This window comes from Streptomyces sp. NPDC020884, from assembly GCF_044333935.1.
GTDB lineage: Bacteria > Actinomycetota > Actinomycetes > Streptomycetales > Streptomycetaceae > Streptomyces.
The window spans coordinates 134,172-157,381 of record NZ_JBIRRY010000010.1; the positions used below are offsets into that span (position 1 = coordinate 134,172).

Annotated in this window: 26 protein-coding genes and 1 pseudogene; 5 read left to right on the forward strand and 22 right to left on the reverse strand. The window is 69.4% G+C overall.

Annotated features, from left to right (window positions below; all coding sequences use genetic code 11):
• From ACH4UK_RS28320 to ACH4UK_RS28360, 9 genes are all read right to left on the reverse strand, one after another.
• Window positions 1-720 (reverse strand): lasso peptide biosynthesis B2 protein, encoded by a 720-nt coding sequence (locus ACH4UK_RS28320; RefSeq protein ID WP_331759377.1) that lies wholly within the window; start codon window positions 718-720, stop codon window positions 1-3.
• Window positions 717-2,597 carry an asparagine synthase-related protein gene (locus tag ACH4UK_RS28325; RefSeq protein WP_331759777.1) on the reverse strand — a complete coding sequence of 627 codons (1,881 nt, stop codon included), beginning with the start codon at window positions 2,595-2,597 and terminating at the stop codon, window positions 717-719. The genes ACH4UK_RS28320 and ACH4UK_RS28325 overlap by 4 nt, the downstream gene beginning before the upstream one ends.
• A gap of 137 nt (window positions 2,598-2,734) precedes the next feature.
• Window positions 2,735-2,869, reverse strand: coding sequence for a hypothetical protein (locus ACH4UK_RS28330; RefSeq protein WP_331759375.1), 135 nt, complete (start codon window positions 2,867-2,869; stop codon window positions 2,735-2,737).
• 187 nt (window positions 2,870-3,056) lie between these two features.
• Window positions 3,057-4,259: a M20/M25/M40 family metallo-hydrolase gene (locus ACH4UK_RS28335; RefSeq protein WP_331759373.1), complete on the reverse strand. Its 1,203-nt coding sequence runs from the start codon at window positions 4,257-4,259 to the stop codon at window positions 3,057-3,059.
• The gene (locus ACH4UK_RS28340) at window positions 4,256-5,041 is read right to left on the reverse strand and encodes a helix-turn-helix transcriptional regulator (RefSeq protein WP_331759371.1); all 786 of its coding nucleotides are present in this window, start codon (window positions 5,039-5,041) and stop codon (window positions 4,256-4,258) included. The genes ACH4UK_RS28335 and ACH4UK_RS28340 overlap by 4 nt, the downstream gene beginning before the upstream one ends.
• Window positions 5,042-5,604: 563 nt before the next feature.
• Window positions 5,605-6,135, reverse strand: a complete 531-nt coding sequence (locus ACH4UK_RS28345) for a hypothetical protein (protein WP_331759368.1) — start codon at window positions 6,133-6,135, stop codon at window positions 5,605-5,607.
• Window positions 6,132-6,884 carry a DUF6283 family protein gene (locus ACH4UK_RS28350; RefSeq protein WP_331759366.1) on the reverse strand — a complete coding sequence of 251 codons (753 nt, stop codon included), beginning with the start codon at window positions 6,882-6,884 and terminating at the stop codon, window positions 6,132-6,134. The genes ACH4UK_RS28345 and ACH4UK_RS28350 overlap by 4 nt, the downstream gene beginning before the upstream one ends.
• A 190-nt stretch (window positions 6,885-7,074) precedes the next feature.
• Entirely contained in the window at window positions 7,075-7,986 is a 912-nt protein-coding gene (locus ACH4UK_RS28355; protein ID WP_331759364.1) for a hypothetical protein, read from the reverse strand.
• Between the two features lie 332 nt (window positions 7,987-8,318).
• Window positions 8,319-9,602, reverse strand: a complete 1,284-nt coding sequence (locus ACH4UK_RS28360) for a hypothetical protein (protein WP_398360798.1) — start codon at window positions 9,600-9,602, stop codon at window positions 8,319-8,321.
• 247 nt (window positions 9,603-9,849) lie between these two features.
• Here ACH4UK_RS28360 and ACH4UK_RS28365 point away from each other — a divergent pair.
• Window positions 9,850-10,033 (forward strand): annotated as a pseudogene (locus ACH4UK_RS28365) (tryptophan synthase subunit alpha); the annotation flags it as partial.
• A 202-nt stretch (window positions 10,034-10,235) separates the two neighbouring features.
• On the opposite strand, the gene ACH4UK_RS28370 reads toward ACH4UK_RS28365, so the two are convergent.
• The 7 genes from ACH4UK_RS28370 to ACH4UK_RS28400 form a co-directional block, all read right to left on the reverse strand.
• Window positions 10,236-10,640 (reverse strand): hypothetical protein, encoded by a 405-nt coding sequence (locus ACH4UK_RS28370; protein ID WP_331759358.1) that lies wholly within the window; start codon window positions 10,638-10,640, stop codon window positions 10,236-10,238.
• A gap of 384 nt (window positions 10,641-11,024) precedes the next feature.
• The gene (locus ACH4UK_RS28375) at window positions 11,025-11,438 is read right to left on the reverse strand and encodes a hypothetical protein (RefSeq protein WP_398360800.1); all 414 of its coding nucleotides are present in this window, start codon (window positions 11,436-11,438) and stop codon (window positions 11,025-11,027) included.
• A 211-nt stretch (window positions 11,439-11,649) separates the two neighbouring features.
• Entirely contained in the window at window positions 11,650-12,183 is a 534-nt protein-coding gene (locus ACH4UK_RS28380) for a hypothetical protein (protein ID WP_331759354.1), read from the reverse strand.
• Between the two features lie 353 nt (window positions 12,184-12,536).
• Window positions 12,537-13,088 carry a WbqC family protein gene (locus tag ACH4UK_RS28385; RefSeq protein ID WP_398360802.1) on the reverse strand — a complete coding sequence of 184 codons (552 nt, stop codon included), beginning with the start codon at window positions 13,086-13,088 and terminating at the stop codon, window positions 12,537-12,539.
• On the reverse strand, window positions 13,028-13,213 hold the full coding sequence (locus tag ACH4UK_RS28390) for a WbqC family protein (protein ID WP_398360804.1): 186 nt from the start codon (window positions 13,211-13,213) through the stop codon (window positions 13,028-13,030). The genes ACH4UK_RS28385 and ACH4UK_RS28390 overlap by 61 nt, the downstream gene beginning before the upstream one ends.
• Window positions 13,214-13,268: 55 nt before the next feature.
• Entirely contained in the window at window positions 13,269-13,934 is a 666-nt protein-coding gene (locus ACH4UK_RS28395) for a YdcF family protein (protein WP_398360807.1), read from the reverse strand.
• A gap of 17 nt (window positions 13,935-13,951) precedes the next feature.
• Window positions 13,952-15,055: a hypothetical protein gene (locus ACH4UK_RS28400; protein ID WP_331759350.1), complete on the reverse strand. Its 1,104-nt coding sequence runs from the start codon at window positions 15,053-15,055 to the stop codon at window positions 13,952-13,954.
• Window positions 15,056-15,214: 159 nt separating this feature from the next.
• Here ACH4UK_RS28400 and ACH4UK_RS28405 point away from each other — a divergent pair, with 159 nt between their 5' ends.
• The 3 genes from ACH4UK_RS28405 to ACH4UK_RS28415 are packed head-to-tail and all read left to right on the forward strand — an operon-like array spanning window position 15,215 to window position 16,520.
• Complete coding sequence (locus tag ACH4UK_RS28405; protein WP_331759349.1) at window positions 15,215-15,661, forward strand: hypothetical protein; 447 nt, start codon at window positions 15,215-15,217, stop codon at window positions 15,659-15,661.
• Entirely contained in the window at window positions 15,652-16,053 is a 402-nt protein-coding gene (locus ACH4UK_RS28410) for an ATP-binding protein (protein ID WP_398360809.1), read from the forward strand. Before ACH4UK_RS28405 ends, ACH4UK_RS28410 begins: the two co-directional genes overlap by 10 nt.
• Window positions 16,050-16,520: a hypothetical protein gene (locus ACH4UK_RS28415; RefSeq protein WP_398360811.1), complete on the forward strand. Its 471-nt coding sequence runs from the start codon at window positions 16,050-16,052 to the stop codon at window positions 16,518-16,520. The genes ACH4UK_RS28410 and ACH4UK_RS28415 overlap by 4 nt, the downstream gene beginning before the upstream one ends.
• Window positions 16,521-16,983: 463 nt before the next feature.
• On the opposite strand, the gene ACH4UK_RS28420 is transcribed toward ACH4UK_RS28415, so the two are convergent.
• The 4 genes from ACH4UK_RS28420 to ACH4UK_RS28435 all read right to left on the reverse strand — a co-directional run bounded on the left by ACH4UK_RS28420 (window position 16,984) and on the right by ACH4UK_RS28435 (window position 19,815).
• Entirely contained in the window at window positions 16,984-17,529 is a 546-nt protein-coding gene (locus ACH4UK_RS28420) for a hypothetical protein (protein WP_331759346.1), read from the reverse strand.
• 374 nt (window positions 17,530-17,903) lie between these two features.
• The gene (locus tag ACH4UK_RS28425; RefSeq protein WP_331759344.1) at window positions 17,904-18,305 is read right to left on the reverse strand and encodes a hypothetical protein; all 402 of its coding nucleotides are present in this window, start codon (window positions 18,303-18,305) and stop codon (window positions 17,904-17,906) included.
• Between the two features lie 178 nt (window positions 18,306-18,483).
• On the reverse strand, window positions 18,484-18,747 hold the full coding sequence (locus tag ACH4UK_RS28430) for a hypothetical protein (RefSeq protein WP_331759342.1): 264 nt from the start codon (window positions 18,745-18,747) through the stop codon (window positions 18,484-18,486).
• A gap of 417 nt (window positions 18,748-19,164) precedes the next feature.
• The gene (locus ACH4UK_RS28435) at window positions 19,165-19,815 is read right to left on the reverse strand and encodes a hypothetical protein (RefSeq protein ID WP_398360813.1); all 651 of its coding nucleotides are present in this window, start codon (window positions 19,813-19,815) and stop codon (window positions 19,165-19,167) included.
• Between the two features lie 389 nt (window positions 19,816-20,204).
• Here ACH4UK_RS28435 and ACH4UK_RS28440 point away from each other — a divergent pair, with 389 nt between their 5' ends.
• Window positions 20,205-20,750, forward strand: coding sequence for an RDD family protein (locus ACH4UK_RS28440; RefSeq protein WP_398360815.1), 546 nt, complete (start codon window positions 20,205-20,207; stop codon window positions 20,748-20,750).
• A 91-nt stretch (window positions 20,751-20,841) separates the two neighbouring features.
• Here ACH4UK_RS28440 and ACH4UK_RS28445 read toward each other — a convergent pair whose 3' ends face one another.
• Together ACH4UK_RS28445 and ACH4UK_RS28450 are read right to left on the reverse strand one after the other, a co-directional pair.
• On the reverse strand, window positions 20,842-21,717 hold the full coding sequence (locus ACH4UK_RS28445) for a hypothetical protein (RefSeq protein WP_331759336.1): 876 nt from the start codon (window positions 21,715-21,717) through the stop codon (window positions 20,842-20,844).
• A 770-nt stretch (window positions 21,718-22,487) separates the two neighbouring features.
• Window positions 22,488-23,138, reverse strand: coding sequence for a hypothetical protein (locus ACH4UK_RS28450; protein WP_331759334.1), 651 nt, complete (start codon window positions 23,136-23,138; stop codon window positions 22,488-22,490).
• Window positions 23,139-23,210: the final 72 nt, after the last annotated feature.

Genomic DNA, 23,210 nt, shown 5'->3' on the forward strand with positions numbered 1-23,210 from the left:
TCAGTTCGAGCGTTCCACCTGGAGAGCGGGTGCGTAGGGCCAGACGCGGTCGGTTTCGTCCTGCCCGATGATCGCGGTGCCGGCTTCGATCCAGGCGTGGGCCCCTTGGGGGACGAAGCGGGCTCCGATCACCCAGCGCACGCGGCGGCCGGTGAGCGCGGCCGCGAAGTGCGCGGCCAGGGACTCTTCCAGGCAGGCGGCGCGGCCGGGCCAGAGGCGGGCGGCCCGGCGTACGGCGGCGAAGGCGGCTTCCGCGTCCTGGGGGCGGGCGGGGCGTCCCGGCAGGAGGGTCGCCGCGCGGGCGACGGCGACGCCGATGCGGATGGGCAGGAGCCGGAGCAGGAGGAGCGTGGCGAACAGCGCGACGTGCGCTGCCAGTTGTTGGCCGGCGCTGGCAGCGACGGGTGTGGCGAACCGGATCTCGGAGCAGCGGTCGGCCTGTGCGGCGGCAGGCTCGTGGTGGAGGAGGCCGGCGCGCTCCAGGTCGTCGGCGAGGGAGGTGAGGTCGGCACGGACCTGCGCGAGGTCGGCGCCTTTGCTGTGCCAGTGGGCGGCGAGGTCCTCAACGGCCGTGGCCGGGTCGGCGCCGCCGGTGATCGCCTGCCACAGGCGGGCGCCGACCGGATCGAGGAAGCGCCACCGGCCACGCCCGGTACGGATGTCCATCAGAGCGACGCCGTCCGGGCTGGGCGCGGCGTAGACGCCGGGACGCGCGCTCATCGGGTGACCTCCTGCCGGCTGGCGGCGGTCGTCTCCCACCACGTGGTGCGGGCGGTGGGCAGCGTGGAGAGCCACAGCTCGGTCACGATCAGGGCGTGCAGGCCGGCCAGGGGCGCGGGTTCGCCTCGTACCGCGCTGTTGAGCGAAGCGAGCGCCCTCGATGTGTCGAGCAGACCGGCCTGGGCCAGGAGGGAGCGGGCGATGATGCGGCGCAGGGACGGGGCGTTGGTGCGCAGTCCGGCGAACAGGCTGCTGGTGAACGCGGTCTTGGTGCGCCGGTGCAGCAGGTAGTCGGGGACGTGACCGGTGAAGGCGGCGCGGGCCAGGGGCTTGAAGTCGCCGGGCTGGGTGCGGGCGTAGCCGGGAATCGCGTGGCAGGCGTCCACGACGAGGTTGTCCAGGAGCGGGGCGTGGACGGGCAGGCCCCACTGCTGGCGGCTGATCTGGTCGAAGGTGGCGTGACCGTCGCCCATCAGCTCCAGGGCGAGCCGCTCGTGAAGGGCACCGGGAGCGATGTCCGGACGGGCGTTGTGGGCGCGGGCGGCGACCAGATCGCCGACCACCGTGCGTCCCGTGGAAGTGAGCCAGGCGGTGGCGGCGCCCCTCCCGCACCAGGTGAGCATCTGCCCGGCCGGCGTCCCGGCGTGGGGCGGGGCGATGTGCCCGGGCCCGGCGGTGATCGCGTCCGCCAGGGCGGCCAGGGCTTGCGGGTAGAGGGTGCGCTGGGTGCGGGCGGCCTGCCCGAGCACCGGCCACAGGGCAGCGCGGCGTGTGCGGGCGAACGCCACGGTGCGGCGCAGCGCCTGCTCGCGGTGCCCGGCCCGGTACTGGTCGATGACCGTGGTCGGGACCGCGTCCAGAACATCGTCGCCGCCGCGGCCCGTCAGGTGTGCCCGGGATCCGCGAGCGGTGGCCGGGGCGAGTTGTGCGGCCTTGATGGCCAGCAGGCCGAGCGTGAACGACGGGGTGTCGGTGAACGGCAGGCGTGCCGGGTCCAGCAGGCCGTCGAAGTGCTGCACGCCGGCGCGGGTGCCGTCGATCGTCGCATGGGTGATCTGCGGGTGGTCGTGGGCTATGCGCTCGGCGTATCGGATGTCGTCCTGCCCGCCCATGCGCGCGTCGGTGTAGGTCACGGCCAGCAGCGGCCCGCGGGCGGCGGCCAGGCTGGTGACCGTGCCGCTGTCGACGCCGCCGGAGAGGTCCGAGGAGATCGGGCCCGAGCCGGTGGCCCGACGGCCGACGGCGGCGGTGATGGTCTCGCGCACGGCCGTGGTGCCTTCCTCGAAGGACGTCTCGGCAGTGAGAGCCGGTACGGCTTCGGTTCGCGGCTGCCGCCCGGGGGCCAGGACGAGGCTGTGGCCGGGCGGGACGCGGCGCACCGCGCGGAAGTGGCTGTCGGTGGCCAGCACGTCGACGCCCCGGACCATGAACGCGCTCAGCAGCACGGCAGGGTCGGGCTCGGCCTCGGCGAACGCGGCCAGCGGGGCAGCCGCCGTCGCCCACAGCACGCCCTCGGGGACCGGGATCCAGTACACGGTCACCGTCCCGGCCCGATCACCGGCGATTCGCAGCCCGGTACGGTCGCACACCACGGTGAGGCAGGAGCCGGGAAGACGCATCGCGGCTGTCCAGGCCCCGCGCTCGGCGGCCGCGCGTGCCGCGGAGAACTCCTCGCGGGTGGCCAGGCAGCATCCGATCGCCAGGAGCTCGGCCTGGCCGCGGTGGCCCGCGCCGCGGCGCACCTCGCCCGGCTCGAACCCGGTCGTCCAGATCCGCGCCGGACCGTCGGTGAAAACGTCCTGGGCTTGTCGGGGACGCCAGTTACTTCCGGCCCAACTGCCTCGCCCCGTGTCGAATGTTCCAGCAATGAACCGCATGGTGGCCACCCCGATCTGCTCGTCCGTGCACTGGTCTGTCGCTGTTCACCGAACGAGCGCCCGGCTCGCCGGCCATCGGCCGACGCTCCGGGCGCTCGCTCACCCGTTCCCGCTCACGCCCCGCCGGGGGCGCCGTACTACTGCCAGTACTGGGTGTCGTCCGCGTTGTTGCTGCCCGCGGAGCCGAGGGTGGCGCCGGTGACGGTGCCGAGCTCGCTCAGCACGGGCGCGGTGTAGGTCTCGGTCTCGGTGGTCGTGGCGGTGGTGTTCATGGAGTACCTCCGGTAGTCGTCGCGCTTCGGGTGTCCGCCGGCCGTCCGGGGTGTCTGGCAGCTCCCGTACGGCCTCTCGAACTCCTCTATGACACCGCGTCCCAACTGGGCTGGAAAGATTCGAAGTTGGGAAGTTCTTAGGACTCCGGCTGGAACGGAACTGGTATGCGACTGGGAGGTAGCGAGGTCAGCGTGCGTCCAGGAGCTCGAGGACGGCGTGGTGGTAGACCGCGTACACCTGCGGGAGCTCGGCGAGGCTGGCTCGTTCGTCGATGCCGTGCAGGCCCTCATACGGGACGCCGAACCCGGCGGTCGACGGGATTCCTCCCGCTTGTCCTGCCAGCAGGTTGCCGATGTTGGACGGGCCGGCGGTCTTGGCCCGCACCGTCATGCCCAGGGATGCGGCGGCTTCCATCAGCGCGGCGGCGGGCTGTTCGTGCGGCTGCAGTTGGAAGGGCGGCCAGCTGGCGAGCGGGGTGACCCGGGTGGCTGCGGGGCCCGGGAGCTCGGCGTCGAGCTCGGCGGCCGCTTTGCGGACCAGGATCTCGGCGTCGTGGGCGTCGAAGGCCGGGGTCGTGCGTACGTCGACGTTCAGGTCGCACCGGTCCGCTGCCACGGAGAAGCCCTCGCCGCCGTGTATCGCGGTGACCGAGACCTTCGGCGGCAGTGCGAATGCCGCGTCCGCTGCTGGGGGGCCGGGCAGGTCGGATGTGTCCAGGAGTTGGACCAGACGTGCGGCACGGGAGACGGCGCCAAGGACGCTCCGGCTGGATCCGGAGTGCCCGGACTCGGCGGACACCGTAAGGGTCGCGCGCCATAGGCCCCGTCCTCCGACCACGACGTCGTCTATGCCGGGGTAGCCGATCATCACGCCCGCCGGGATGGCGGCTTCCGGGTCGGCGAGGTACGCGCGCGCTCCGCCAAAGCCGCCGGTGTGTTCGTCGACGTCCAGGAGGACCGCCAGCCCGCCGCGCAGCGTTGTGGCGAGAGGCTGCAGGTCGGCGGCGATGTGGCAGAACGCGGAGGCGGCGAGCTTCGAGTCGGCGGCACCCCTTCCCCGCAGGAACCCATCGGAGATGTCTCCGGCCGTCGGCGGAAACGTCCACGCTTCCTCGTCGCCGAAGGAGGCGGTGTCCACGCAGGCGTCCAGAGTCCACCAGGGGCCCGGCCGTCCGCCGGCGATCTCTACCAGCAGCCCAACCAGCTGACCCGCCTCGTCGTGCAGGCGCCGGTGCGGCAGTGCCCGGCTGCTCAGCCAGTCCTCCAGAACGGTCAGGACCGGGGCGTAGTCGTCGATGCCGCCGCGGCTAGGCCTGCGGATCAGGTCCTGGGCCAGCTCGATCACGGACGCCGACCGCGTAGCAGCATGGGCCGCCAAGTCCTTCTTCACACTTCTCCTTGTCCTGGCGTCGCGCCGTGCCGGACCGGCAGCGCGCGAACAGCCTCCACCGTCTCCACCGGCCGCGCGGACGCGCACGCCTCCCGCCCATGCTGCACCAGTCCCACCGCGGCCTCGCGTCCCAGCAGGACCCCGCAGTCGAACCCCTCGGCCCCATGGAAGCTCGGCAGCGGAACCACGGCCGCAGTCTCCGACGCCACGAAGTAGCGTTCCATCGCCTCCAGCGGCTCGACGAGCCCGATGTGGAGCGTCTTGACACCGTTGCGGCGATCGCCGGGGTCGCGGAGCTCCAGCAGCCGCACCAAGTGCTCGGACAACCCGCGGTGACGCGGCGGCCCGTACAGCACGCGGTGGTGCACCAGATCGGGCTGCCGCGCGACGGACGTCTCGATCGCCGCCAGGTACGCCTTCTCGCGACTGCGGGATCCCATGACCACGAGAATCTCGCGTGCATCGGCCACAACGTCGACCATGGCCTCGACCAGATCGGCATACCGGGTGAGCACCCGCACGACCACGTCGGTTCCGGTGGCCTCTAGAGCACTGGCGGTATCGCGCCCGTCCTGGTGGGCGAAGAGCACCTCGGAGCGTTCCCGGTAGAGCTGGCTCAACGCCCGGCGGTTCCTCACCCCCGTGCGCTTGCGCCCCGACTCCCACGCGCTGAGCAGGCTCCCGTCCGTCGCGCCGCCCGTGATCTCGTTCAGCTGGTCAGCAGCCTCCTCCTGGGTCAGGTTCTGAGCCAGCCGAGCGCGCTTGAGCGCCGAATCCGTCATGGCCGATCCGGTCACCGATCCCCCAGAGGTGTACGTGAACGGCAGGCAGACCGCGGGCACTTGGCCATCACCGCGTGCCGAGTTGGCGAGTCGCGGCTACGCCGTGCTGCGTGTCGCAGCTCTGCCCTGGTTGTGTTGTGCCCGCGCCCGGGCCTGGACCTTCTGCCGGGATGTGACGACAAGAAGAATCTGCTCATCGTGCCCATTACCGCCGTCGGGATCCGCCGACGGTCCCCGCCCGGTAAGCCGCTCCTGCCCTGCACCGTGCCCCCAAGCCGATCCGTCTCGTCCAGTGAGCGATGCTGCCACCCAGACGCGACAGGCGACAGCCCCCTGTCCAGCGCGATGCGCGGCTTGCGGCTTGCCGGATACCGGGGAGCTTCGACGTGCCCCCGGCCCCCGGTGCGGCCGGCGCACTGTGCGCGAGTTCAGCAATGAGGGGGTGAATGACTCGCTTCACTGAAGCATCTCCCGACGAACGGTACGAGTCAGTCGATGCTCAGCGGCGATGCACAGAAGGAGTTAGAAGCGGGAGAAGCCATGCGTCGCAGGAACGACGATAGTCAGACGGTGCGCTCGGTGAGGCTTACGGCGTACGAGGGCAGTCCCTGGCGCAGGATGGTCGTGTTCGCCCCTTCCAGAAACTTGACCGGATCGAAGGTCAGGACCGCGTCCGTCCCTCGCAGCGCCCGCTGTTCCCGGCAGAAGCGGTCAGAGAGCGGGACTCCGAAGTAGGCCGTGGCCCACCCGTCCGGCAGTGCCGGATCGGCCACCTTGCCCTCGTCCGTGAGGCACCAGGCGTGCTCGAAGCCGCTGAACGGGATCTCCGACGGAACCAGCACGAACCCTTCCACGTACGTCCACCCGGCCTGCTCGGCCCAGCGGCGGGCGACGTGAAAGCAGCGTCCTGGTTGCTGGGCATCGGGCATGGGCCAGGCAGCGGGCTCGTATGCCTGGCCGTGGCGGGCGACCAGCTCCGCGAAGCTGGTGTAGACCCATGAGTCGTCCCCGAGCGGCAGCTGCCGGTAGCGTGCGATCCACTCCTGAAGCACGTCAGACGCCGCGGTGCCCGGCTGGTTGGCATCGGCGGTCACCCGGCACCGTCCGAGCGCCGGTGCTGCCTGCTCTCGGCAGTCTCGTCCACTGCTGGCGGTGCCTCGTGGTCTGCGCGCACCCCTTGCGATCGGCCCCGACGAATTGGAGCGAGCGTCGAGTCGTCCTGTGCGACACCGTTGACCACGGCCATCTCCACGTAGTCGTCGTACAACTCGACCCCGGCAGGCAGCGTCGGCACCTGAATGAGCCCGGCCTCCAGCAGTTCCAGCACCTGCTGGTTCCCCGAAGCGCCGCGCAGCAGCCACCCAGCACAAACCCGCGGCGCTTCAGCAGACGAGGAGTGGCAGCCGAATCGGCGGTCACTGTCCGGGTAGGACGTCGGAGCGGAAAGACGGAAGGCCTCCGCAGGGAATGCACCCGGGACCGCGTCCCGCCGCCACGGGCACCGCTCCGTACCAGCGCAAGGACTGCGCTGAGCGACTGGCGGCCCTTGGTAGTCCACCGACGTCACGCCCCAGACCGGGCCCGCAGGCCGCCGCTGGGTGACCGTGCCTCCCTTTCGGCTGGTCGGAAGCCCTGGGGAAGCCTCACCGTCGTGCTCAGGATCTGTGATCAGCGGTTGCCCGGACGCCAGGACCGCATTCAGTGCCTCCGTGACCTCGTCGACCGACAGGCCGCGAGCGTTGGCCAACTTGGCCAGGTGCGCGTGAACTCGTTGATCGTGCTCGGCCTCGTCGTCGAGCGGCTGTTCGCAAGAGAGGAGGGTGCGGTCTGCCTCAAGGGCCATGGCTAACGACTCCTGGAGTGGTCGGAGAGGTGAGGATCGCACAGGCGCGTGGATCGCGGGCCCAGTCTGATCTCAGGCGCTCTCGACGCCGAGGCCGGGCGAATTCCTTTCGGCCGTCGCGTCGACAGGGGTGTCGGTGCGGCGGCAGATCGGTGCGCAGGTGGTCCGTTCACCCTCCGGAAGAGCCTGGTCATCCGTCGTATGTGAGATGGAACCGCCAGGTCAGCCCCGAGCCTTCCGGGCCGGGCGCTGGCGCGAGCACAGGCTGGCCGCGCACGAGCAGATGCCGGGCGACCACACTCAGTTCGGAGGACACGATGCTCTGATGCACGGCGTGCAGGGTGGACCGGTCATCCTCGGCTCCGGAGCAGTCGGCGCCGGCCGCCTCCCAGGAGAACCGAGTAGCTGGGGCGTCACCTGGGCCTTCCACTGTGATGCCGGTACCGGCGGCGTACAGCTTCTGACCTGGCAGGGTTCCGATGTCGGTCAGGAACGGGTCACGGCCGCCGGCGGGTGCTGCAACGGCTCCTGAGGTACGAACAGCATCGTCTTCGTGGCCATATGCGAGCCACAGCACCACTGCTCCGTTGCCGTCCGGCCCGTTCTCTTCATCGCCGGGCAAGTCATGATCAGGACGGTGGGGCGGGAAGACCTGCTCACCACGGAAGGTGAACCATTCACCCACCTCATGGATGGAGAGCGTGGCGACGGCGTAGTGGGCCTGAGCGACCGCGAGCTCCAGGACCCCGTCGTCGCTGACCCCGGCAGCGCAGGCAGCCACAAGCATGTCGTCCGCCCAGTAGTGGAACCAACGCAATTGGATCTTCCCCCGTTCAGGGGCCGTGACGTCAGGAGCTGTGAACAGAACCCGCGGGTTGAACGCCTCCGGACCTGCCCCGGCATCCGACCACGTCAGGTGAATGTCGCGGTGGTCGTATGAGATGTCCGCCAACAACCGGGTGAGGCGCTCGCCATGCTTTTCCACTGCTGCGCACCGGCAGGACGGGCATAGAACCTCCTCGAAGGCCCAGCGCGAGACACCGCACACGCACGGCGTCGCGTCACGAGCGATCGGCGGCACGTACGGCACCAGCGACAGCATGAAGAATCTCCCGAAAAGGAATCGGCCCAGGCCGCATCCGATGACCGGAGCAGCGCAGCCAGTTTGAAGGGTTCCTTCACCGGCGTCCCAATCACCGCGAAACTGGCCCGCGGGAGGTGGGCGGCGATGCCTCGGACAGCGGCCGAGTCCGGGCTCGCCTTGCACACGCTTAGCGGTGGGGGCGGTACGTTCCGGTCGGCTCGCTGTACCGGGTACTGCGGGCCGACAGGTCGGGAAAGCACTGCTCCGTCCGACGCCCGCCGCCCGCAGCGTGGCCGGCTCGACCACTGCCGTGGTGAGGAAGCGGCCGAGCTGGACTTCGCCGTGCCTGTTCAGGGTTGAAGGCCAGGCGCGTTGGCGACCTCGAAGGTGTAGGTCGTACCACCTCCGGTGCGAAGGGGCTTGTCCTTCGGCCCTTTCGTCGCCCACGGGATCAGGTCCTCGCGGTGCTCGTGATACTTCAGATCCGTGTCCTGCATGTCATGGTGCAGGCGCGGATTCATGCACGTCATGCGCCGGTACGGCGGCACCTTCCAGCGGTACTGCCATTCCACCTTCCGCCGACCGTCGGAGGCCGCCCCGTCCCGGGCAGCGTCGGCCTTCGCCGGTCGGCGAGCGGCAGTGAGGTCGACGACGTGCACGACACCGTCGCCGACGGCCGGTCCCAGACCTGACTGACGGGCCTTCGCCTTCGCCTTCTTCCGCGCTGCGGGCGGAAGAACGTTGTGACGCTTGATGTCGACGAGCTGCGTCTCCCCGGTGTGCTGCTGCATCATCTGCCACGCGGTGTAGAGCACGCTGGCCCAGTCATGCGCGCCCGGCTTGGGCTGCGCCTCGAACTGCTCACCGAGCGGAAGCAGCGCTTCGTCGTGCCACCTGAGTGGCCCCCACAGGTCGGTGTACTGGCGGGAGAACACTGCGTCGCGGGCCCGGGCACGCGCAGCCGTCACAGGCATACCGGCCGCCATTGCGACGGGAGCGTCGTCGGGCAGGTCCGGGATGTCACCTGGCCGCGCAGCGTAGAAGGTGACCCATATCGCGCGCATCGTCTCCGGGAGGCGGGCAGGTTCTCCAGCCTCTTCCCGTGCGAGCCATGCGATGGAGTGCTCGGGGCCAAGGTGTTCCATCTGCTCGCGGCCCCACAGGGACCAGGAAGCCGCAACGATCGGAGTGTGCAACTCCACCATGCGGCCGTCAGAGGCCTTCAGCCGCTCGGAGTGGTGGCCGATCGGATCAGCGAAGACGATGAAGCCAGAAGGGCTCGGCAGCCGAGAGGCGGTGATCCTCTCCTTCGGAGGCGATCCCGCTGCTGCTGCCACGGCCATGCCGGTGGCGTTCGACCCGAAGGAGTACGTACGAGCCTCTTCCAACCGCAAGGACTCCTGGCCTGCCAGCACCTTCGCCGACCAGTCGGCGCAATCCAGCGCCCTCAGCCTCGGAACGTCAGGGACGGGAAGAACGGACCAGCCACCCTGCCGGATGGCCATGGCCAACTCGTCCATGCAGACGTTCGACCGAGTGAAGCGCTCTTGCCGCTGCTGCCACGTGGGAAGGACGGCAGGCTGTGGCGGCGACCATCGTGCTCCGCGGGTCTGCCTGCCGGTGACCGTGTCCATGCCGTTCCCCTCGTGATTTCCACCCGCGCTCTACAGCGGCGCGGTCTCGTCGGGACGGACTGAACAGGTAGGAGTCGGGTCTGGGCACGCCCCGGCGAATTGGGGGGCCGGGTGGGGGGCGACTTACCCCCCTGGCACTGTGAGTCGTGCTGGACAGCAGCCCGAGCCAGCACTTACGACCAGCCGGATGGGCAGCTGTAGGGCTCACGGCGCGTGGTACTCGACCCCGACACGTCGTTCGAGCGCCAGCGGCTCACCGACCGTCCGTCCGCGCAATGGGGGCATCAAGGCAGTCCACGCCGTGATTGTGGGTGGCGCTGGAGTCGTCGAGGCCGGCCACCCGCACATCGACCCTGTGCTCGATGGACCTGTATAACCAGTCCGCCGACGTGATGCGCACGGTCCGCGAGGCGTACGAGATGGGACGTCTGAGCGCAATACACAGCGGGAGCAGTCGCCCGTAGCCGGGGACCTCACAGGGGATCCCTTCGGGACACCGCCATCCCGGCTGGCGCAACTGCCCCTTCGTGGACTGAGGTTGTCGGGCCGCATCGCAGTCCACCCATCGCGGAGCTGACAGAGGCGGAACCGTCCGTGCCGTCCGCGTGAACGAAGGCGGCACGCACAGCGGTCCTATGCGGACGTCCTCAAGGGCTCGGTGTGCGTGATTCCGTGAAAGGTGACGCCCGCGTACAGGTCCTGTCGGCGCTCCGAGAACGCGGTAAAGCGCAGCTGCTGGCCGCTGCTGAGGAGGAGCTGGGCGAACACGGGGTCGGTGCTCTCCGGGTAGAGCCGCTTGTCGGGAACGAGGTCAACTACCGGCCACGCCAAGCGGGCCTCGTGATGGTGCATCGTCTTTGTGACGGCGTTGTATACGAGGACGTGCACCAGGCCTTCGAGAAGGTAGACGTGCCAGGTGGCCCTGTCACACGTATAGCCGAGGGTCAGAGTCCGGTCCGGGCCGGTGAGCTCGTCCCTGTGCAACGTACGCGGCTGGTTCTGGGCAGTGAGCAGGTCGGTCAGTTCCGAGTGATTCATGGAATGCTCCGGGGATGTGGGAGCAGTGCACCTTGGAGTGCGCGTCTGGGTCGCGCGGCGGCGAATCTGCACCGCGCCGGAGCTCTGGCCCGGACGGTGTCGGCGGGGCACGGGCAGCTGGCCGTCGTCCAGGTGAACGGTTGCGTCGCTGCACCTTCGTGGCGGAGCTCCGGCGCGGTGCAGATTCGCCGAACAGGCCCGTTGCATACGCTCCTCACGACCTCACGAGGGCGGACGCCGGACAGCAGCTTCGAGGAGCGGCCCGTCAACATGGCTGCACCGGAACACGGGGCGGCGTGTACGAGACGATGTTGCTGGCCCCATCTCCGAGCGGAGATGGGGCCAGCGGTGATGAGTGCACGGTCGCTGGATGCGCTCGGTCGATCAGTCGGTGACGCGGTACGGGTGGCCCACCTGCGGCTCGTCGCCGTCGGCGGTGATGTTGTGCGGCCATCGGCATGCGACGGTCTCGATGTGCACGCCGGGATGCTCCTCACAGCGGACCCGGTTGTTCGGCGCGACCTTGGGCAGCGGGACCGGGATCACCACGGTCGGCACGGAGCCGAGTGCGGCCTCGTCGTTCGCGTGCTCTTCCAGTGCAGCGGAGAGCGCGGTGTCGCGGATGGTGAGGTTCTGGGTCTTTCCGTCGTGATGGGTGACGAGAGCCGTGGGGCCGTAGCTGGTCCAGCCCGATGCGTCGGTGACCAGCTCGGCCGTGATCGAGGTGACGACCCGGCCCGTACTCTCGCGCTCCTGAAGGGTCTCCACGGCCGCAGAGGTAAGCGTGCTGATGTCCATGCAGGGTGCTCCTGGTGACAACGAGGGGTGCCCCGGCGGGGCACCCAAGAACGGAGGAAGGGCCGGGACGGACCGTCACGGCCCGTTGCCTGCCGTCCCGGCTTCCCATCCAACCGAGGCTATGGGCCAGGTGGTCAGAGGGAGGACGAGACGGCAGGCGTAGGCAAGATCCGGTACGGGGCGTGGCCGGTTCCCGCTCACCGGGTGGGCGTCAGGCGCAGGCCCGGTAGTCGTCGGCGTCGAGCAGTTCCGCGATGGCCCACGGACCCGCGTAATCCGGGAAGCTCATGACGACGGGACGCTCCGCTTCCGCCGCGTGTCGCAGGAGGGCGATCCACGCGTCCCAGATCTCAGGCTTGGCCTTCCACTCGGCGAAGCGCTCCTGCACACGCCCGGCAACTCGGGTGTCGTCCGCGTTCGCATGATCAAGGGTGCACAGTGCGGCTGCGGCCTCGGGCACGCCGATGATCCAACCCGCCGACTCCAGCTTGTGCCACCCGATTCCGGTGGGGTTCTGGGGGTGCCAAGCCTGGCGGGTCCAGAACGCGGACCGGTAGGCGCTGATCGCCTCATCGACGTTCACGAAGGGCACGCCGAGCACGGCCAGGTCGCAGTCCGTCTCCCGGCCGGGGATCGGCTTCGGCTGCTCTGGCACGCTCTCCGAGTTCGGGATCAGCATCCCGAGGTCGTGCATGGTCGTGGCGATCGCGCTGACATCGCTGTTGGTAAGGGCGATTGCTTGCAAGGTCGTGCTCCTGACTCCTGGTGGGCACCGGGGCTGTACTCGGTGATGACCGCACCCAACCGGGCAGGGCAGGTGCTTGTCGCCAGCTCGCGAATCCGAGCGTCGGCTTCAGCCGCGCTCGACCACCTCCCCGGCAGCTCATGAGGCTCATGAGGAGTGATGGCGGGCTGGTGACGTCAGGCGTTGCACGCGTTCCAAGACGGGCTGGAATCCTCTGCCCGCTCGGGTACATCCCGGGACCTGGCGGACGGCCGATGATGACCGCCGCTGCGGTCCGGCACCCCGTCGCCCTGGTCCGGGCGAAAGACGGGGCCGGTGACGCTTCAGCGCCTCGGATCAGGAGAGCGACTGGGTCAGGTCTCCAGCAAGGCCTCGGGCGCTGCTGCAAGTGCGCGGCAGCGTGCGGCCACGGCCTGCGGACCGAGCGCTGCCAGCGCCCACAGGGCGCTGGCCCGCCGGCCGGTGGACCAGATCCCGGTCTCCGGCGGCCGGAAAGGGAGGACGGCGATGTCCTGTGCCTCGAACGGCTCGGGGTCGAGGTAGGTCATGCCGCCCGTCCCGCACAGGTACGTGCGGGCACCGGCCGCGGCGGCCAGGTCGGCGAGCCGCTGGGAGCGGCCCGGCCGGGCGGGCAGATCGCTGCTGGTCAGGATCTGCCCGCGCCATCCGAGCAGGTCAAGCAGGAGACGGGTGGACGTCTCGGCGACGGCCGCGGTCCGCTCCGTGGCGAAGGCGCCCAGCATCGGAGCCATAGCCTGGGCGAGGGCCGGCCAGTGGGGGCTGTTCCCGTAGTGCTGGCGCAGCATGCCTTCGGTCCTGCGGCGTGCGAGAACTGGATCGTCGATCAGCGCGTCCCGGAGGAGGGTGGAGCGCCCGCTGGCAGGCGGGTGGGGATGATCAGCCACCGCTGGCGGGCCGGTTCGTCGAGGTCGGCGAGACGGGCCCGGTGCTGGTAGTCGCGGCGGGTGAACTGGACATCCTCCAGGACGATCCAGGTATCCGCCGCGAACAGCTTGGCCAGCGTGTTCAACCGGGGAAAGATGTTCGGCTGATGGATCGCGCACACCCCGCCCAGCGCGGACAGCTCACGAGATGAGGCGGCTGGTGAAACCGTCGCGGATGAGGGACTCGTACGCGTCATGCACGTCCTCCGGGACCTCCTGGGAGATGGCGAAACCGAGCTTCGGATACTCGATGACCCGCTGGAGGTCGCCGACGAGCATGTCCAGCACGAGCTTCTCGTCGCCGATGGACTTCAGGTAGTCGTCGAACTCCAGCGGCTCCGACTCGCACCGGATGTCGACGTCGGGCCACAGCTTGCGGGCGGTCGCGAACGACCGCCGTTCCATGTAGGGCTTGGAGACCAGCAGCACCGTCGCGGGACGGATGCCGGCGGCGGCGAGGACCTCGCGGGAGAGGGTGATGTTCTGCCCGGTGTTCGCCGCGTTCGGCTCGAGCAGGATCGCCTCGGCGGGGACGCCGAGCTCGATAGCGTGCTCGCGGAAGTGGACGGCCTCACCCCGGGGGAAGACTTTGGCGGTGGTGGGGCTATTGCCGCCGGTGAACACCAGGGTGGGGCAGAGACCGGCGCGGTACAGCTCGGCGGAGTGCGTGGCGACGCCGAGGTCGTGGCTACCCAGCCCGATCGCCGCGTCGGCGGGCCGCAGCTCGTGGTGCATCTGGTGGTAGTCCCAGATCAGCTTCGCCCGGCGCCACTGGTCCTCGGAGATGGCCTGCTGGTCGTTGCTCACGCGTGTGTTCTCCCTGGTCACCGTTGCCGGGGGCCGAGCGGCCCCTCGCTCATGGCCTTGATGCCCTCGATGCTGCGCAGTTGGTGCACAAGTCCGTACTGCGCGGCCTGCCTCGCGGCCTGGCCGAGGACGAGGTGTCCATCATCCCGGGTCGCTGGATCCGAGAGCAGGATGTGGCCATGGGCGGTGTCCAGTCGCACGCGTTGCATCGGTGACTCGGTGGTGCCGCTGCTGCGGGCGATGTCGATGAAGTGCAGGGCCCGGGTGAGGTCGCCGGCGCCGCGGCGGGCCAGAGCGAGTTTCTGGTGGGCGACCGACCAGTCGTCCGGTTCGGTCAGGTCTTCGAAGTCGCGGGTTGCGGCCTGCATGACGCGGGTCGCGTAGTCCTGCTGGCCGTCCTTGCTCAGGGAGGTGCCCACCCACAGCCTCGCGCGGGCGCGGTCGCGTCGCGAGAGCCGGTCGTCGACGGCGAGGGTTGTGTAGTGGCGGGCGGCGAGCTCCAGGTTGCCGGACATCTCGGTGACGACCGCGAGGGAGAGGTCGAGCTGGGCGACACGGCGGGGGATGTCGAGTTGGGTGAAGATGGCGCGCGCGTCAGCGTAGGAACGGCTGGCGGAGAGCGGGCCGAGGACGGCGCCCTGGTCGCGTTTGAGGTCGCCGAGTAGAGCGGTGGACCGGGCGAAGAGGTACAGGCCCTTCTCGTCCAGCTCGGACGACCTGAACCGGGCCAGCCACCGGTTCAGGAGGCTGTCGGCGAAGGTGAAATTCTGCCGGGACAGGGCGACCACGACGCGGTCGAGGTCGTCGGCCCAGCTCTCGTACTCCCAGGCCCTGGGACCGGAGGCGGTGACGCGAGGCCGGTCGGCGCTCGGCCCGGTGTTGGTCATCTCGGACAGGATCGTCTCGAAGCGCAGGTGGACGGCGGCGTCCGCGCGACTGAGGGCGGTGTCCAGGATGGCCTGGGTGTCGGGACGCGGCGCGGTATCGGCGAGCTTGCTCTCCCACTTGGACACGGTCGCGACGGCCAGGCCGAGCTGCTGGGCGAAGGCCCGCACGCTCAGGCGCAGAGCGCCCCGCAGGGCCTTGGCCTCCAGGCCGGTCCAGTGGTGCACCGTCGCCACGCGTCGTCACTCCCTTCCACTCGTCATCGAAGCACGGTCCGTGCAGTCGGCGGGACGGAAGTGGAACGGAAGTAGAACGACGGGTCGTTGGCCACAAGTTGGGCAGCGGCCACGCTCAGAGCGTCACTTCTACGTCGAGCCCTCTGGATGGTCCCCAGCATGGAACCCCTCACCGAGCAGCGCCAGGTCAACGGCCCGGTCGTGTACGGCCTTCTGCGGCTGGTGCGGGCCTCCTCGGCACGGCAGGAGGCACTGGTCGGCTCGCTCGCCGAGTACTGCCGCAGTCACGAACTGCAGTTGTCGGGCGTCTTCACCGACCGGGACACGGCGGCGGGCGCCGCGTCGGCGGCGTTCACCGGGCTGCTGGACGTGCTCAAGCTGCCGGACGTCTACGGCGTGATCGCCCCGGCCATGTCGCACCTGGGACCGAAGGCAATAGCCGCCGAACGCAGGCAGCGGATCGAGGCGGCCGGCTCACGGCTGCTGCTGGTCCGAAAGCCCCGGAGCACCCATCACTCCGTCGCCCGCACAGGTCCCGTCCGCCACTGCCACCCCGGCACCACCCGCGTCTTGGACGCCGAATCACGAGGACCACGATGGCCCTGACGACCCAACACTTCTTTGAGGCTCGCCCCGAGTCGATCAGCCAGGCAAGATCCTTCACCTCCGAGGCCCTGACCTACTGGGGCCTGCCCGACCGTGTCGAAGACATTCGGCTCTGCGTCTCCGAACTCGCCACCAACGCCGTGGTCCACGGCACCGTTCCCGGACACGGCTTCCTGGTCAAGCTCGACGCCCAGGAGGAAACCGTGCGCATGGAAGTACACGACAGCCACCGCCAGCACCCCAAGGCCCGGCAGGCCGCCGATACCGACACCTCCGGCCGCGGCCTGATCCTCGTCGCCGCGCTTGCCGACGGCTGGGGAGTTCAGGACCGCACTCCGTCCGGAAAGATCGTCTGGTGCTGCTTCAAGCCCGCGGGAGGCATGACAGCATGACAGTCCTTCTCACACCGTCCACCCCTGATCTGCGGCTGCTGGTGTCCCTTGCCGCCTGGACCTGGGCCGATACCCGCCCGGACGGGCATGAGGCCGCGCACATCCTCATCACCCGCGCTCCCGCCCTTACCGGCTCGGGCACCGCCGAGACGGCCGAGGCCGGGGTGCAGCGGCTATCCGCCAGCCTGGGAGGCCTGGCCGGCGCCCGGGAGGTCGTTCCGGAGCTTGAGCGCTGCCTGCAGATCTTCGGCGACCAGGTGCTGCTGCACGTGCCCGGGGTGTCCCGTCGGCTACGGCTGCCTACCCGCCGGCCCTGGACCGAACTGGTTGCACGCAACGCAGAGGCGGTCCCGCTTCTGGGACTGGATCCGCTGCCGCAGACCGCCGACGCCGTGCGGATCGACGCCTACCTGGATGCCATGCTCGCCTCCGACCGGCTGATCTTCGGCCGAGCCCGACTCCGCTGAACCCGCCAGTCCGTCCGCCGGACGCAAGCACCCCGGCCCGGGCCCCCGGGGCGTCTCCTGCTGATCAACCCACAGCGGTCACAGGAAGCCTCCCTCCGCGTCGACAAGGCCCCGAGTGGCCGAGTTGTAGATCGCTCCGCGGAACGGCTTCTGCGCGATGCGGTCAAATCGGGCCGTGTCCCATTCGCGCAAGTCGCCAGCTCGCGAGTCCGAACCTTGGCATTCGGCCGCCCTGGACCGGCTCCCCGAGAGCTCACCAGCCGGGGCCGGCACCGCGGGGTGTGGACAGCACGCGCCAACACGGACCTCGCATCGGGCCGGCGAGACATCCCGTCTGCCCCGAGCCGACGGGAACGGACGCCTCAGATCGCGTTCAGGCTGCTGTGCCCCTCGCCGTCGATGACCGGCCCCCGCTTTCACGCGTCCGACAAGCCGCCGATGGCCGCCTGCGACAACCGAGGCACTATGCGGGCGCGGCAGCGTCGGGGCTGTCGGTGTGCGGGCGGGGTGCGGGTGCCCACCAGATCTTCGTAGTCAGCCTGACCAGCCCGTGGGTGGTGTCGGTCTCGGGATCCCACAGGGCGTAGATGCCGTCGTCGGTGTAGTAGACGTTGACGGGGGTGTCCTGGGTTGGGCCGGTGGACCGGGCGCCGCCTTTGCCGCCGTAGCGGATGCGGGTGGTGGGGTTGGAGGCCCTTACGCCGGGCACGTAGCGCAGCTCGGTATTGGACCATGCTGTCGGGTCCGGCTCCGGGGTGTGCTCGACGGTGCCGGAGTCGGTGAACAGGGTGGTCCAGCTGCTGCGGTCGGTCGGATCGGTGCCCGGGGCACCGGCGCACAGGCGCAGGGCCCTGGTGGGGAAGCCGTTGCGGCGGGCGTGGACGACTACGGGGTCGGCGAGCAGATGGCCGGTGCGGGTGACATTGCGGCCTCGGGTGTCGACGCCGGTGGCGGTAACATGCGCGCCGGTCGACAGACCCTTCGCCAACTCATTCAGTTCGGTCGTCATGGAGGCGTTCCTTCGTCGTGGGGTCTGGGCGAGTTCGTGGTCGGGGCTGTCGTCGAGGGCGACGATGTACGGCGCGCTCAGGACGCCGGTGCACGCGGCGCAGTCACACGCGTGACAGCAGAGGAAGCAGCTCGTGACATCACAGAACGGGTCGGGACCGTGCCGGTGGCGGGGGTCGGGCTCCTCACAGCCCCAGGACCCGCAGGAGCGGTCGCCGGAGGCGGGGAACACGCGATGCTCGCGGGTCAGCGCGTGCGCCACCCTCTCGCCGGGGCACGCGAAGGCAGAACGGTCGGCGGCGTCGTTGCTGAGCCACGTTCCCCGGCAGGCCACACACCGGTACCGGCCGTGATCGTCAGGGCGTACGGAGTGCCTCACCGGAACCGCACCGGAAGGTCCTCGGCCGCGCACAGCTCCAGCAGCGCGATGAGGCCCTGAGTGGACCGGCCGTTGCTGCTGGCACCGGTCCACAGGAAGCCCTCGGGGTCATTCTCGGCGAGGGCGGTCACGGCTGCGCGCAAGGCGGGTGCAAGCTCGGTCACCTGCCAGCGCTCCAGGTGGCCGGAGTCGTCCGGTTGCTGCAGCAGGTGACGCAGAGGGCTGCTGACGGTGTCCCAGTCCGTGCTGCCGCCGAAGCCCCGCATCTGGTTCATGTCGAGGTGGATGTGCTCGGCGAGTGCGCGGCGGAAGAGGCTGAAGCCGCTCCACGACCACTGCGGAAGGGGGTCTGTGGGCTGGGGGCCGTCCGGGCGGTCGGCGTACAGGGTGAGGCCCATGTCGAAGCTCCGTTCTCGGGGGTGCGGAGCTGATGCTCATGCGTATCCGGTTGGGAGCGCAGTGACCGCGAATTCGGGCTGATTCTGGCCTCGGTCGGGGTGGTGCAGCCTTCGGCCGGCGTCCGCCGCGGCCAAGGACAGCTCACGTGTTCGTGGTGCGGACGCCGGCCGGCACGGGTCAGCGGTGGACGAGGTACTCGCCGCTGCCGATGAGCCCCTGGTGCGCGAACGCGTTCAGCAGAACGCGTGGGTGGGGGGCGGGCCCACCGGTGGCCAGCCAGCGTCGGGCGGCGGCGGCGTCCCGGAGGTTGCCGTCGATGTGGAGGGGGCCGTCAGGCGTGGGGACTGCCACGTAGTTACGTCCGGCCAGTTGCTTCACGAGCTGTTCAAGCTCGGCGGCCTGGACCATCTGGTGGGTGATCTCAGTGGTGGACAGGTGCATTGCGCCTCCGAGAGTTCGGTCCCTCCGCGCGGGCGACGGGATCTGATGACGCCGGCAGCCTGGCGTCTGAAGCGGACAGGTACCACGAACTGTGGACCGGGCGCCGCCTTTGCCGCCGTAGCGGATGCGGGTGGTGTGGTTGGAGGCCCTCGTATCGGGCCGTCGAGACGTCCCGTCTGCCCCGACGCCGACGAACGCAAGCGAGAGCAGGCCGGCGCCGGGCTTCGTCGCAGGCCGCAGCACGTGGGCACGCTGTCGTCTGCGGGCCGACATTGCGGGACTGCACAGCACCGAGGCCATCGACGTCGAGACGTACGAGGCGGCCAGCAGTTGGATGTTCTCGGCCTCTGACTTACGTCCGCCACGGGGCCCCTCACCCAGGAAGCGCAGGGAGACGGGCTCCGTGGTGCTCGGAACTCAGTGTTCCAATGCTGCGGCGACTGCCACGGCACACGCCTGCGTGTCCTCCCGATAGCGGCCGACCGGGGCGTCGGGGTAACCGGGGGAGACGTACACCGGCGTGATCTCCCCGTCGACGATCAGACGTGCGCGCCATCCGCGGTGAAGGCGGACAGCATGGGCGATGTTGCCGCGGAAGTCGACCAGGACGTACGGAGGGCGGCTGCCCGAGGCTGGAACCGACCTGAACCCGGCCATTAGCGCGACCGGGCGCCGCTGCCGCCTGCGGTCGGCCGGCCGGTATCCGGATCGCACGTCCACCGTCTGGTCTTCAAGCAGGGCCCGCAGTAGCCGGTCGGCGCGGCACTCGCACACGGACGTCCGGCACTCCTGAGTCTCGACCCACGCTCTCAGGCCGGCGACCTGAGCGGTGATGGCGGACACCTCCTGCGTGCTGAGCACGTCCATGGGGTCGTCGGGTTCGTCGGATTGACCGAGCATCGCGAGGGTGGCCATCGCGTCGGAGCGCAGATCCGCGAGCCGGAGCCGAAGGCGGGCGAAGCACTCCGGGACGGTGCCGTCGGCCAGCGTGGCCAGCGGACCCGTGTGCTCACTGAAGGCACGGGCCGCTGCTACGGCTGCCCCGTGGTCGGCAATTGTGGTGATCATGTCGGGGGCCTTTACGAGACGGGCTGAGGAGCAGGTGAGCCGTGAGTGTGGGAGTGCTGGACGACCCGGGGAACGGGCGGCAGCGCAGGCCGGTTCGGGGCGATCGCCCGGGGCACGATGCGTCCCTCGAGTACCGGCTGCGCGTTGACCAGGCCGAGGATCTGTGATCGGAGGCGCCACTCAACTGCCGCGGCCGGCACCTGTCGCCCGTTCGCGAATCTGTTCTGTAGCCCGGCCGTCCACGCTCGACGACGCACGCCCGTAGGAGCGAAACTGAAGGGACTGAGTATCCGTATTGCCGACGGTGTGGGCGGACTAGTTCGGGGTGGTGTCCGCTTGGCCACCTAGCGTTCCCCGCGTCCCGATCACCGACGTGCAGGAACTTCAGCATGACGACGCAGCCCCACAACCCCTATGGCTACGCTCCCGCGGCGGACAGCCGGTACGGTCTGGCCGGCACCGGACCCTCGCCGTACGCGCCGCAACTTCCCGGGCACCCGCCGGCCGGACCGCCGCTCGCCAACATCGGCGCACGACTCTGCGCACGCCTGCTGGATCTCGTAATCTGGTACGTCGGCTACTTCCTGACTGCACTTCCGCTCATGCTCTGGATCGACTCCGGTGGCGGCGCCACCGCACAGGCGCTCCTCCTTACCTGGCTGCTGGCCTCGTTCATCCTCTACTTCCCGTTCACCATCTGGCGGTTCGGCTCCACCCTCGGGAAGAAGATCTGCAACGTGCGCGTGGTGCGCAGCCAGTCGGCACAGCCTGTCGGCTTCTGGCGCGCGGCCGCGCGGGAGGCCTTCTTCTTCGTCGCTGCGGTGATCCCGGTCCTCGGCCTTCTTAACCCGCTGTGGTGCTGCTGGGACAAGCCCTTCCAGCAGTGCCTCCACGACAAGGTCGTGGACACCATGGTTCTCACCCGGCGGCCGTGACCTCTAAGCCACCAGGCCACACACCACGGCCACGGCCGGTCACCCCTTGGGGTGACCGGCCGTGGCCGTGGTCGTGGTGCCGCTTCCGTGCTCAGGCAGGAATCATCGACGGTTCCGTCAGCATGCCCGCCACCGTCAGCTGCTCGGTCACGAGCTCGTGCTCCTCAGCGGTCAACTTGCCGACCGCGAGCAGACCCGCAAGGTGCACACGGAGGTTCTCCTTCTCGCGGAAGAAGTAGTGGTAGTCGCTGAACTGAAGGTGCATGGAGCCGCCCCCGGCGTCAGAGATCATCTGCACGCCGAGGGCTCGGTTGATGATGGCGGCGACGCGCTTGAGCGCCTGCTGTCGCAGAGCCTCGGCCGCCGCGCGCGCCGAAATGGCGGCCTCGACCTCCTTCTGTACGGTCTTCGCACTCTCATAAGCCCTTTGCCACTCACCGAACAGGTTGTGGTCGGAAATCCACCTCCGAACCTCCAGCGCCGTACCAAGGCGACCGATGCGCCGGGTCTTGGTCTTCAAAGTGAGCGTGACGGCGGTGGGGTCGTACGACCGCTCGGCGAAGCCGTCGAGATTGCACTCCCATCCATCACGCGGCGTGGGGATCTTGACGACCGAGACCGTCTTCGCTGTCGTGCCAACGACCTTGGCCACCATCGGAGTGGGAGCCAGCTCCATCACCTCCCTGCCGGTGAGCACACCCAGAACGTCAAACGAGGGACCAGATGCACCCGTCGTGTCCACCACGACCAGGAGGTCACCGACGCCGATGTCACCCACTTCGGTGACAACCGGAATGCGCGCCTCGGAAGCAGGAAGGTCATCGAGCATCACCCGACTCTGAGCGTTACCGCGCAGCTTGGCATCGTCGGGCCACAACGACCGCCACAACAGCGTCGAGATCGTGTTGACCGCCCGCTGCGCGTCGCGTGCCCTGTGCCGCGCCTCGTGCGTGTCTGTGTTGTGCATGTGCTGCCCTTCGTTGACCAGTTACGCGGTTCCAGGAGTGGCCCGCTGTGCCGAAGAGTGCGCCGCCGCTGGCACGAAGGCTCTTCCGCGCGAAACCGCAGCGGCGGGCCCAGCCCGCGCGCCGGCGGCGGCGCAGGGTGATGGTGTAACGGCATCGGACAGCAGTGCGTAAGCGCGGAGCCGGGGTCCGTCAGCTGAAGTGCACGGGGAGGTGCTCCGCCGCGCGCAGGTCCAAGAGGGCCAGTGAGGCCGTTGGAGCTGGAGTGCTCCACGGAAGCCTTCTTCATCCTTGCGTGCAAGGTCAGCCAGTGCTTCACGTAAAGAGGGGGCCAGCTCACGCACCTGCTCGGCGCTCAGCTTGCCACGGTCGTCGTTCTGGTCCAGTAGGTGGCGCAGGGGGCTGTCCACGGAGGCCCAGCCCGATGTGCCGCCGAAGCGCTGCATGGTGGGCAGTGCGATCCGAATGTGCTGGGCGAGGCGAGGGCTCGGCGGAGGACGCCGAAGCCGGAGTAGGGCCACTGGGGGTGGGATCGCTGGGGATGCGACCGGTCGGGCGTCCGGCTCGGAAGGAGAGGGCCATGCCTTAGCTGCATTCTTGGGCGGGTGGCGAAGCGGAGCTGTTGTTCACGCGGCGGCGGGTCGGCAGCACGACCGGTCGCGAAAAGCGGAGCTTGCGGGGGACAGACCCGCGTTCGACACCGTCCAAAAGGAAGCGCCTGCGGGGCAACCAGTAATCTGGCTTTCCCCGCAGGCGTTCTGGGATCTTGACGTCAGGCCGAGACGACCGAGTCGGAATCCAGGTAGTGACTCAACCGCTGAATCCGCTCGTCAAGGGCCGAGGCCATGCTCATGGCGTGCTGCAGGTCCCTGACAGCAGACTTTCGGCGATCTGCCGCTCGGGACTGGGCATAGAGGTTGTCCATCTTGTCGACCAGCGGCGCGTCCTCTTCATGAAGAGCGAGTACGGCCTGAACGGCCTGCTGAGTCTTCGCAGCGACCAGTGCCGGAACCGGGGCGCTCGCGTACGCGCCCGCCCGCCGGGTTACGTCGAAGTCCGTTCGACATCCTCGTTTCAGCGACCTCTGCGGCGCCAGGACCTCGGCCCCGTCGACGGACAGCACCGGCTCCTTCCTCGGGACGGTTCCGTTGCGCCGGGCCCTCAGATCGCCGACACGGCCGAAACAGACGAAGAACTCCGTCGGGTGTATGGAGAACAGACGCTCGCTGCCGAGGAAGATGTCACCGATCTTGGTGTCGTTGAAGGCCGGATCGACTGCCAGGCAGCCCTCAATGCCTCTGCCGCTCACCGCGTAGAAGGTGCGCCACGTGTAGACCCGGACCGCGCCGAGAAGCGGGTCTGAGTGCTTGAGACGCCGGATGTGCAGGGCGCCGAAGTCGGTCTCCGCGGTGTGCTCGGTCATGTGGCCTGTCCTCCCTGGATGGCCCCCTGGCCGAGGGCGATGAGGAGTAGGAGAAGGTATACGCCCTCCAAG

Excerpts from the sequence above, each read along its gene's own strand:
- ACH4UK_RS28430 (WP_331759342.1), bottom strand. The coding sequence starts at position 18,747 with ATGCACCTGTCCACCACTGAGATCACCCACCAGATGGTCCAGGCCGCC.
- ACH4UK_RS28435 (WP_398360813.1), bottom strand. The coding sequence starts at position 19,815 with ATGATCACCACAATTGCCGACCACGGGGCAGCCGTAGCAGCGGCCCGT.
- ACH4UK_RS28330 (WP_331759375.1), bottom strand. The coding sequence starts at position 2,869 with ATGAACACCACCGCCACGACCACCGAGACCGAGACCTACACCGCGCCC.
- ACH4UK_RS28355 (WP_331759364.1), bottom strand. The coding sequence starts at position 7,986 with ATGCTGTCGCTGGTGCCGTACGTGCCGCCGATCGCTCGTGACGCGACG.
- ACH4UK_RS28445 (WP_331759336.1), bottom strand. The coding sequence starts at position 21,717 with ATGCACAACACAGACACGCACGAGGCGCGGCACAGGGCACGCGACGCG.
- ACH4UK_RS28375 (WP_398360800.1), bottom strand. The coding sequence starts at position 11,438 with ATGGACATCAGCACGCTTACCTCTGCGGCCGTGGAGACCCTTCAGGAG.
- ACH4UK_RS28340 (WP_331759371.1), bottom strand. The coding sequence starts at position 5,041 with ATGACGGATTCGGCGCTCAAGCGCGCTCGGCTGGCTCAGAACCTGACC.
- ACH4UK_RS28440 (WP_398360815.1), top strand. The coding sequence starts at position 20,205 with ATGACGACGCAGCCCCACAACCCCTATGGCTACGCTCCCGCGGCGGAC.
- ACH4UK_RS28450 (WP_331759334.1), bottom strand. The coding sequence starts at position 23,138 with ATGACCGAGCACACCGCGGAGACCGACTTCGGCGCCCTGCACATCCGG.
- ACH4UK_RS28370 (WP_331759358.1), bottom strand. The coding sequence starts at position 10,640 with ATGAATCACTCGGAACTGACCGACCTGCTCACTGCCCAGAACCAGCCG.
- ACH4UK_RS28325 (WP_331759777.1), bottom strand. The coding sequence starts at position 2,597 with ATGCGGTTCATTGCTGGAACATTCGACACGGGGCGAGGCAGTTGGGCC.
- ACH4UK_RS28405 (WP_331759349.1), top strand. The coding sequence starts at position 15,215 with ATGGAACCCCTCACCGAGCAGCGCCAGGTCAACGGCCCGGTCGTGTAC.
- ACH4UK_RS28350 (WP_331759366.1), bottom strand. The coding sequence starts at position 6,884 with ATGGCCCTTGAGGCAGACCGCACCCTCCTCTCTTGCGAACAGCCGCTC.
- ACH4UK_RS28320 (WP_331759377.1), bottom strand. The coding sequence starts at position 720 with ATGAGCGCGCGTCCCGGCGTCTACGCCGCGCCCAGCCCGGACGGCGTC.
- ACH4UK_RS28360 (WP_398360798.1), bottom strand. The coding sequence starts at position 9,602 with ATGGACACGGTCACCGGCAGGCAGACCCGCGGAGCACGATGGTCGCCG.
- ACH4UK_RS28410 (WP_398360809.1), top strand. The coding sequence starts at position 15,652 with ATGGCCCTGACGACCCAACACTTCTTTGAGGCTCGCCCCGAGTCGATC.
- ACH4UK_RS28425 (WP_331759344.1), bottom strand. The coding sequence starts at position 18,305 with ATGGGCCTCACCCTGTACGCCGACCGCCCGGACGGCCCCCAGCCCACA.
- ACH4UK_RS28420 (WP_331759346.1), bottom strand. The coding sequence starts at position 17,529 with ATGACGACCGAACTGAATGAGTTGGCGAAGGGTCTGTCGACCGGCGCG.
- ACH4UK_RS28415 (WP_398360811.1), top strand. The coding sequence starts at position 16,050 with ATGACAGTCCTTCTCACACCGTCCACCCCTGATCTGCGGCTGCTGGTG.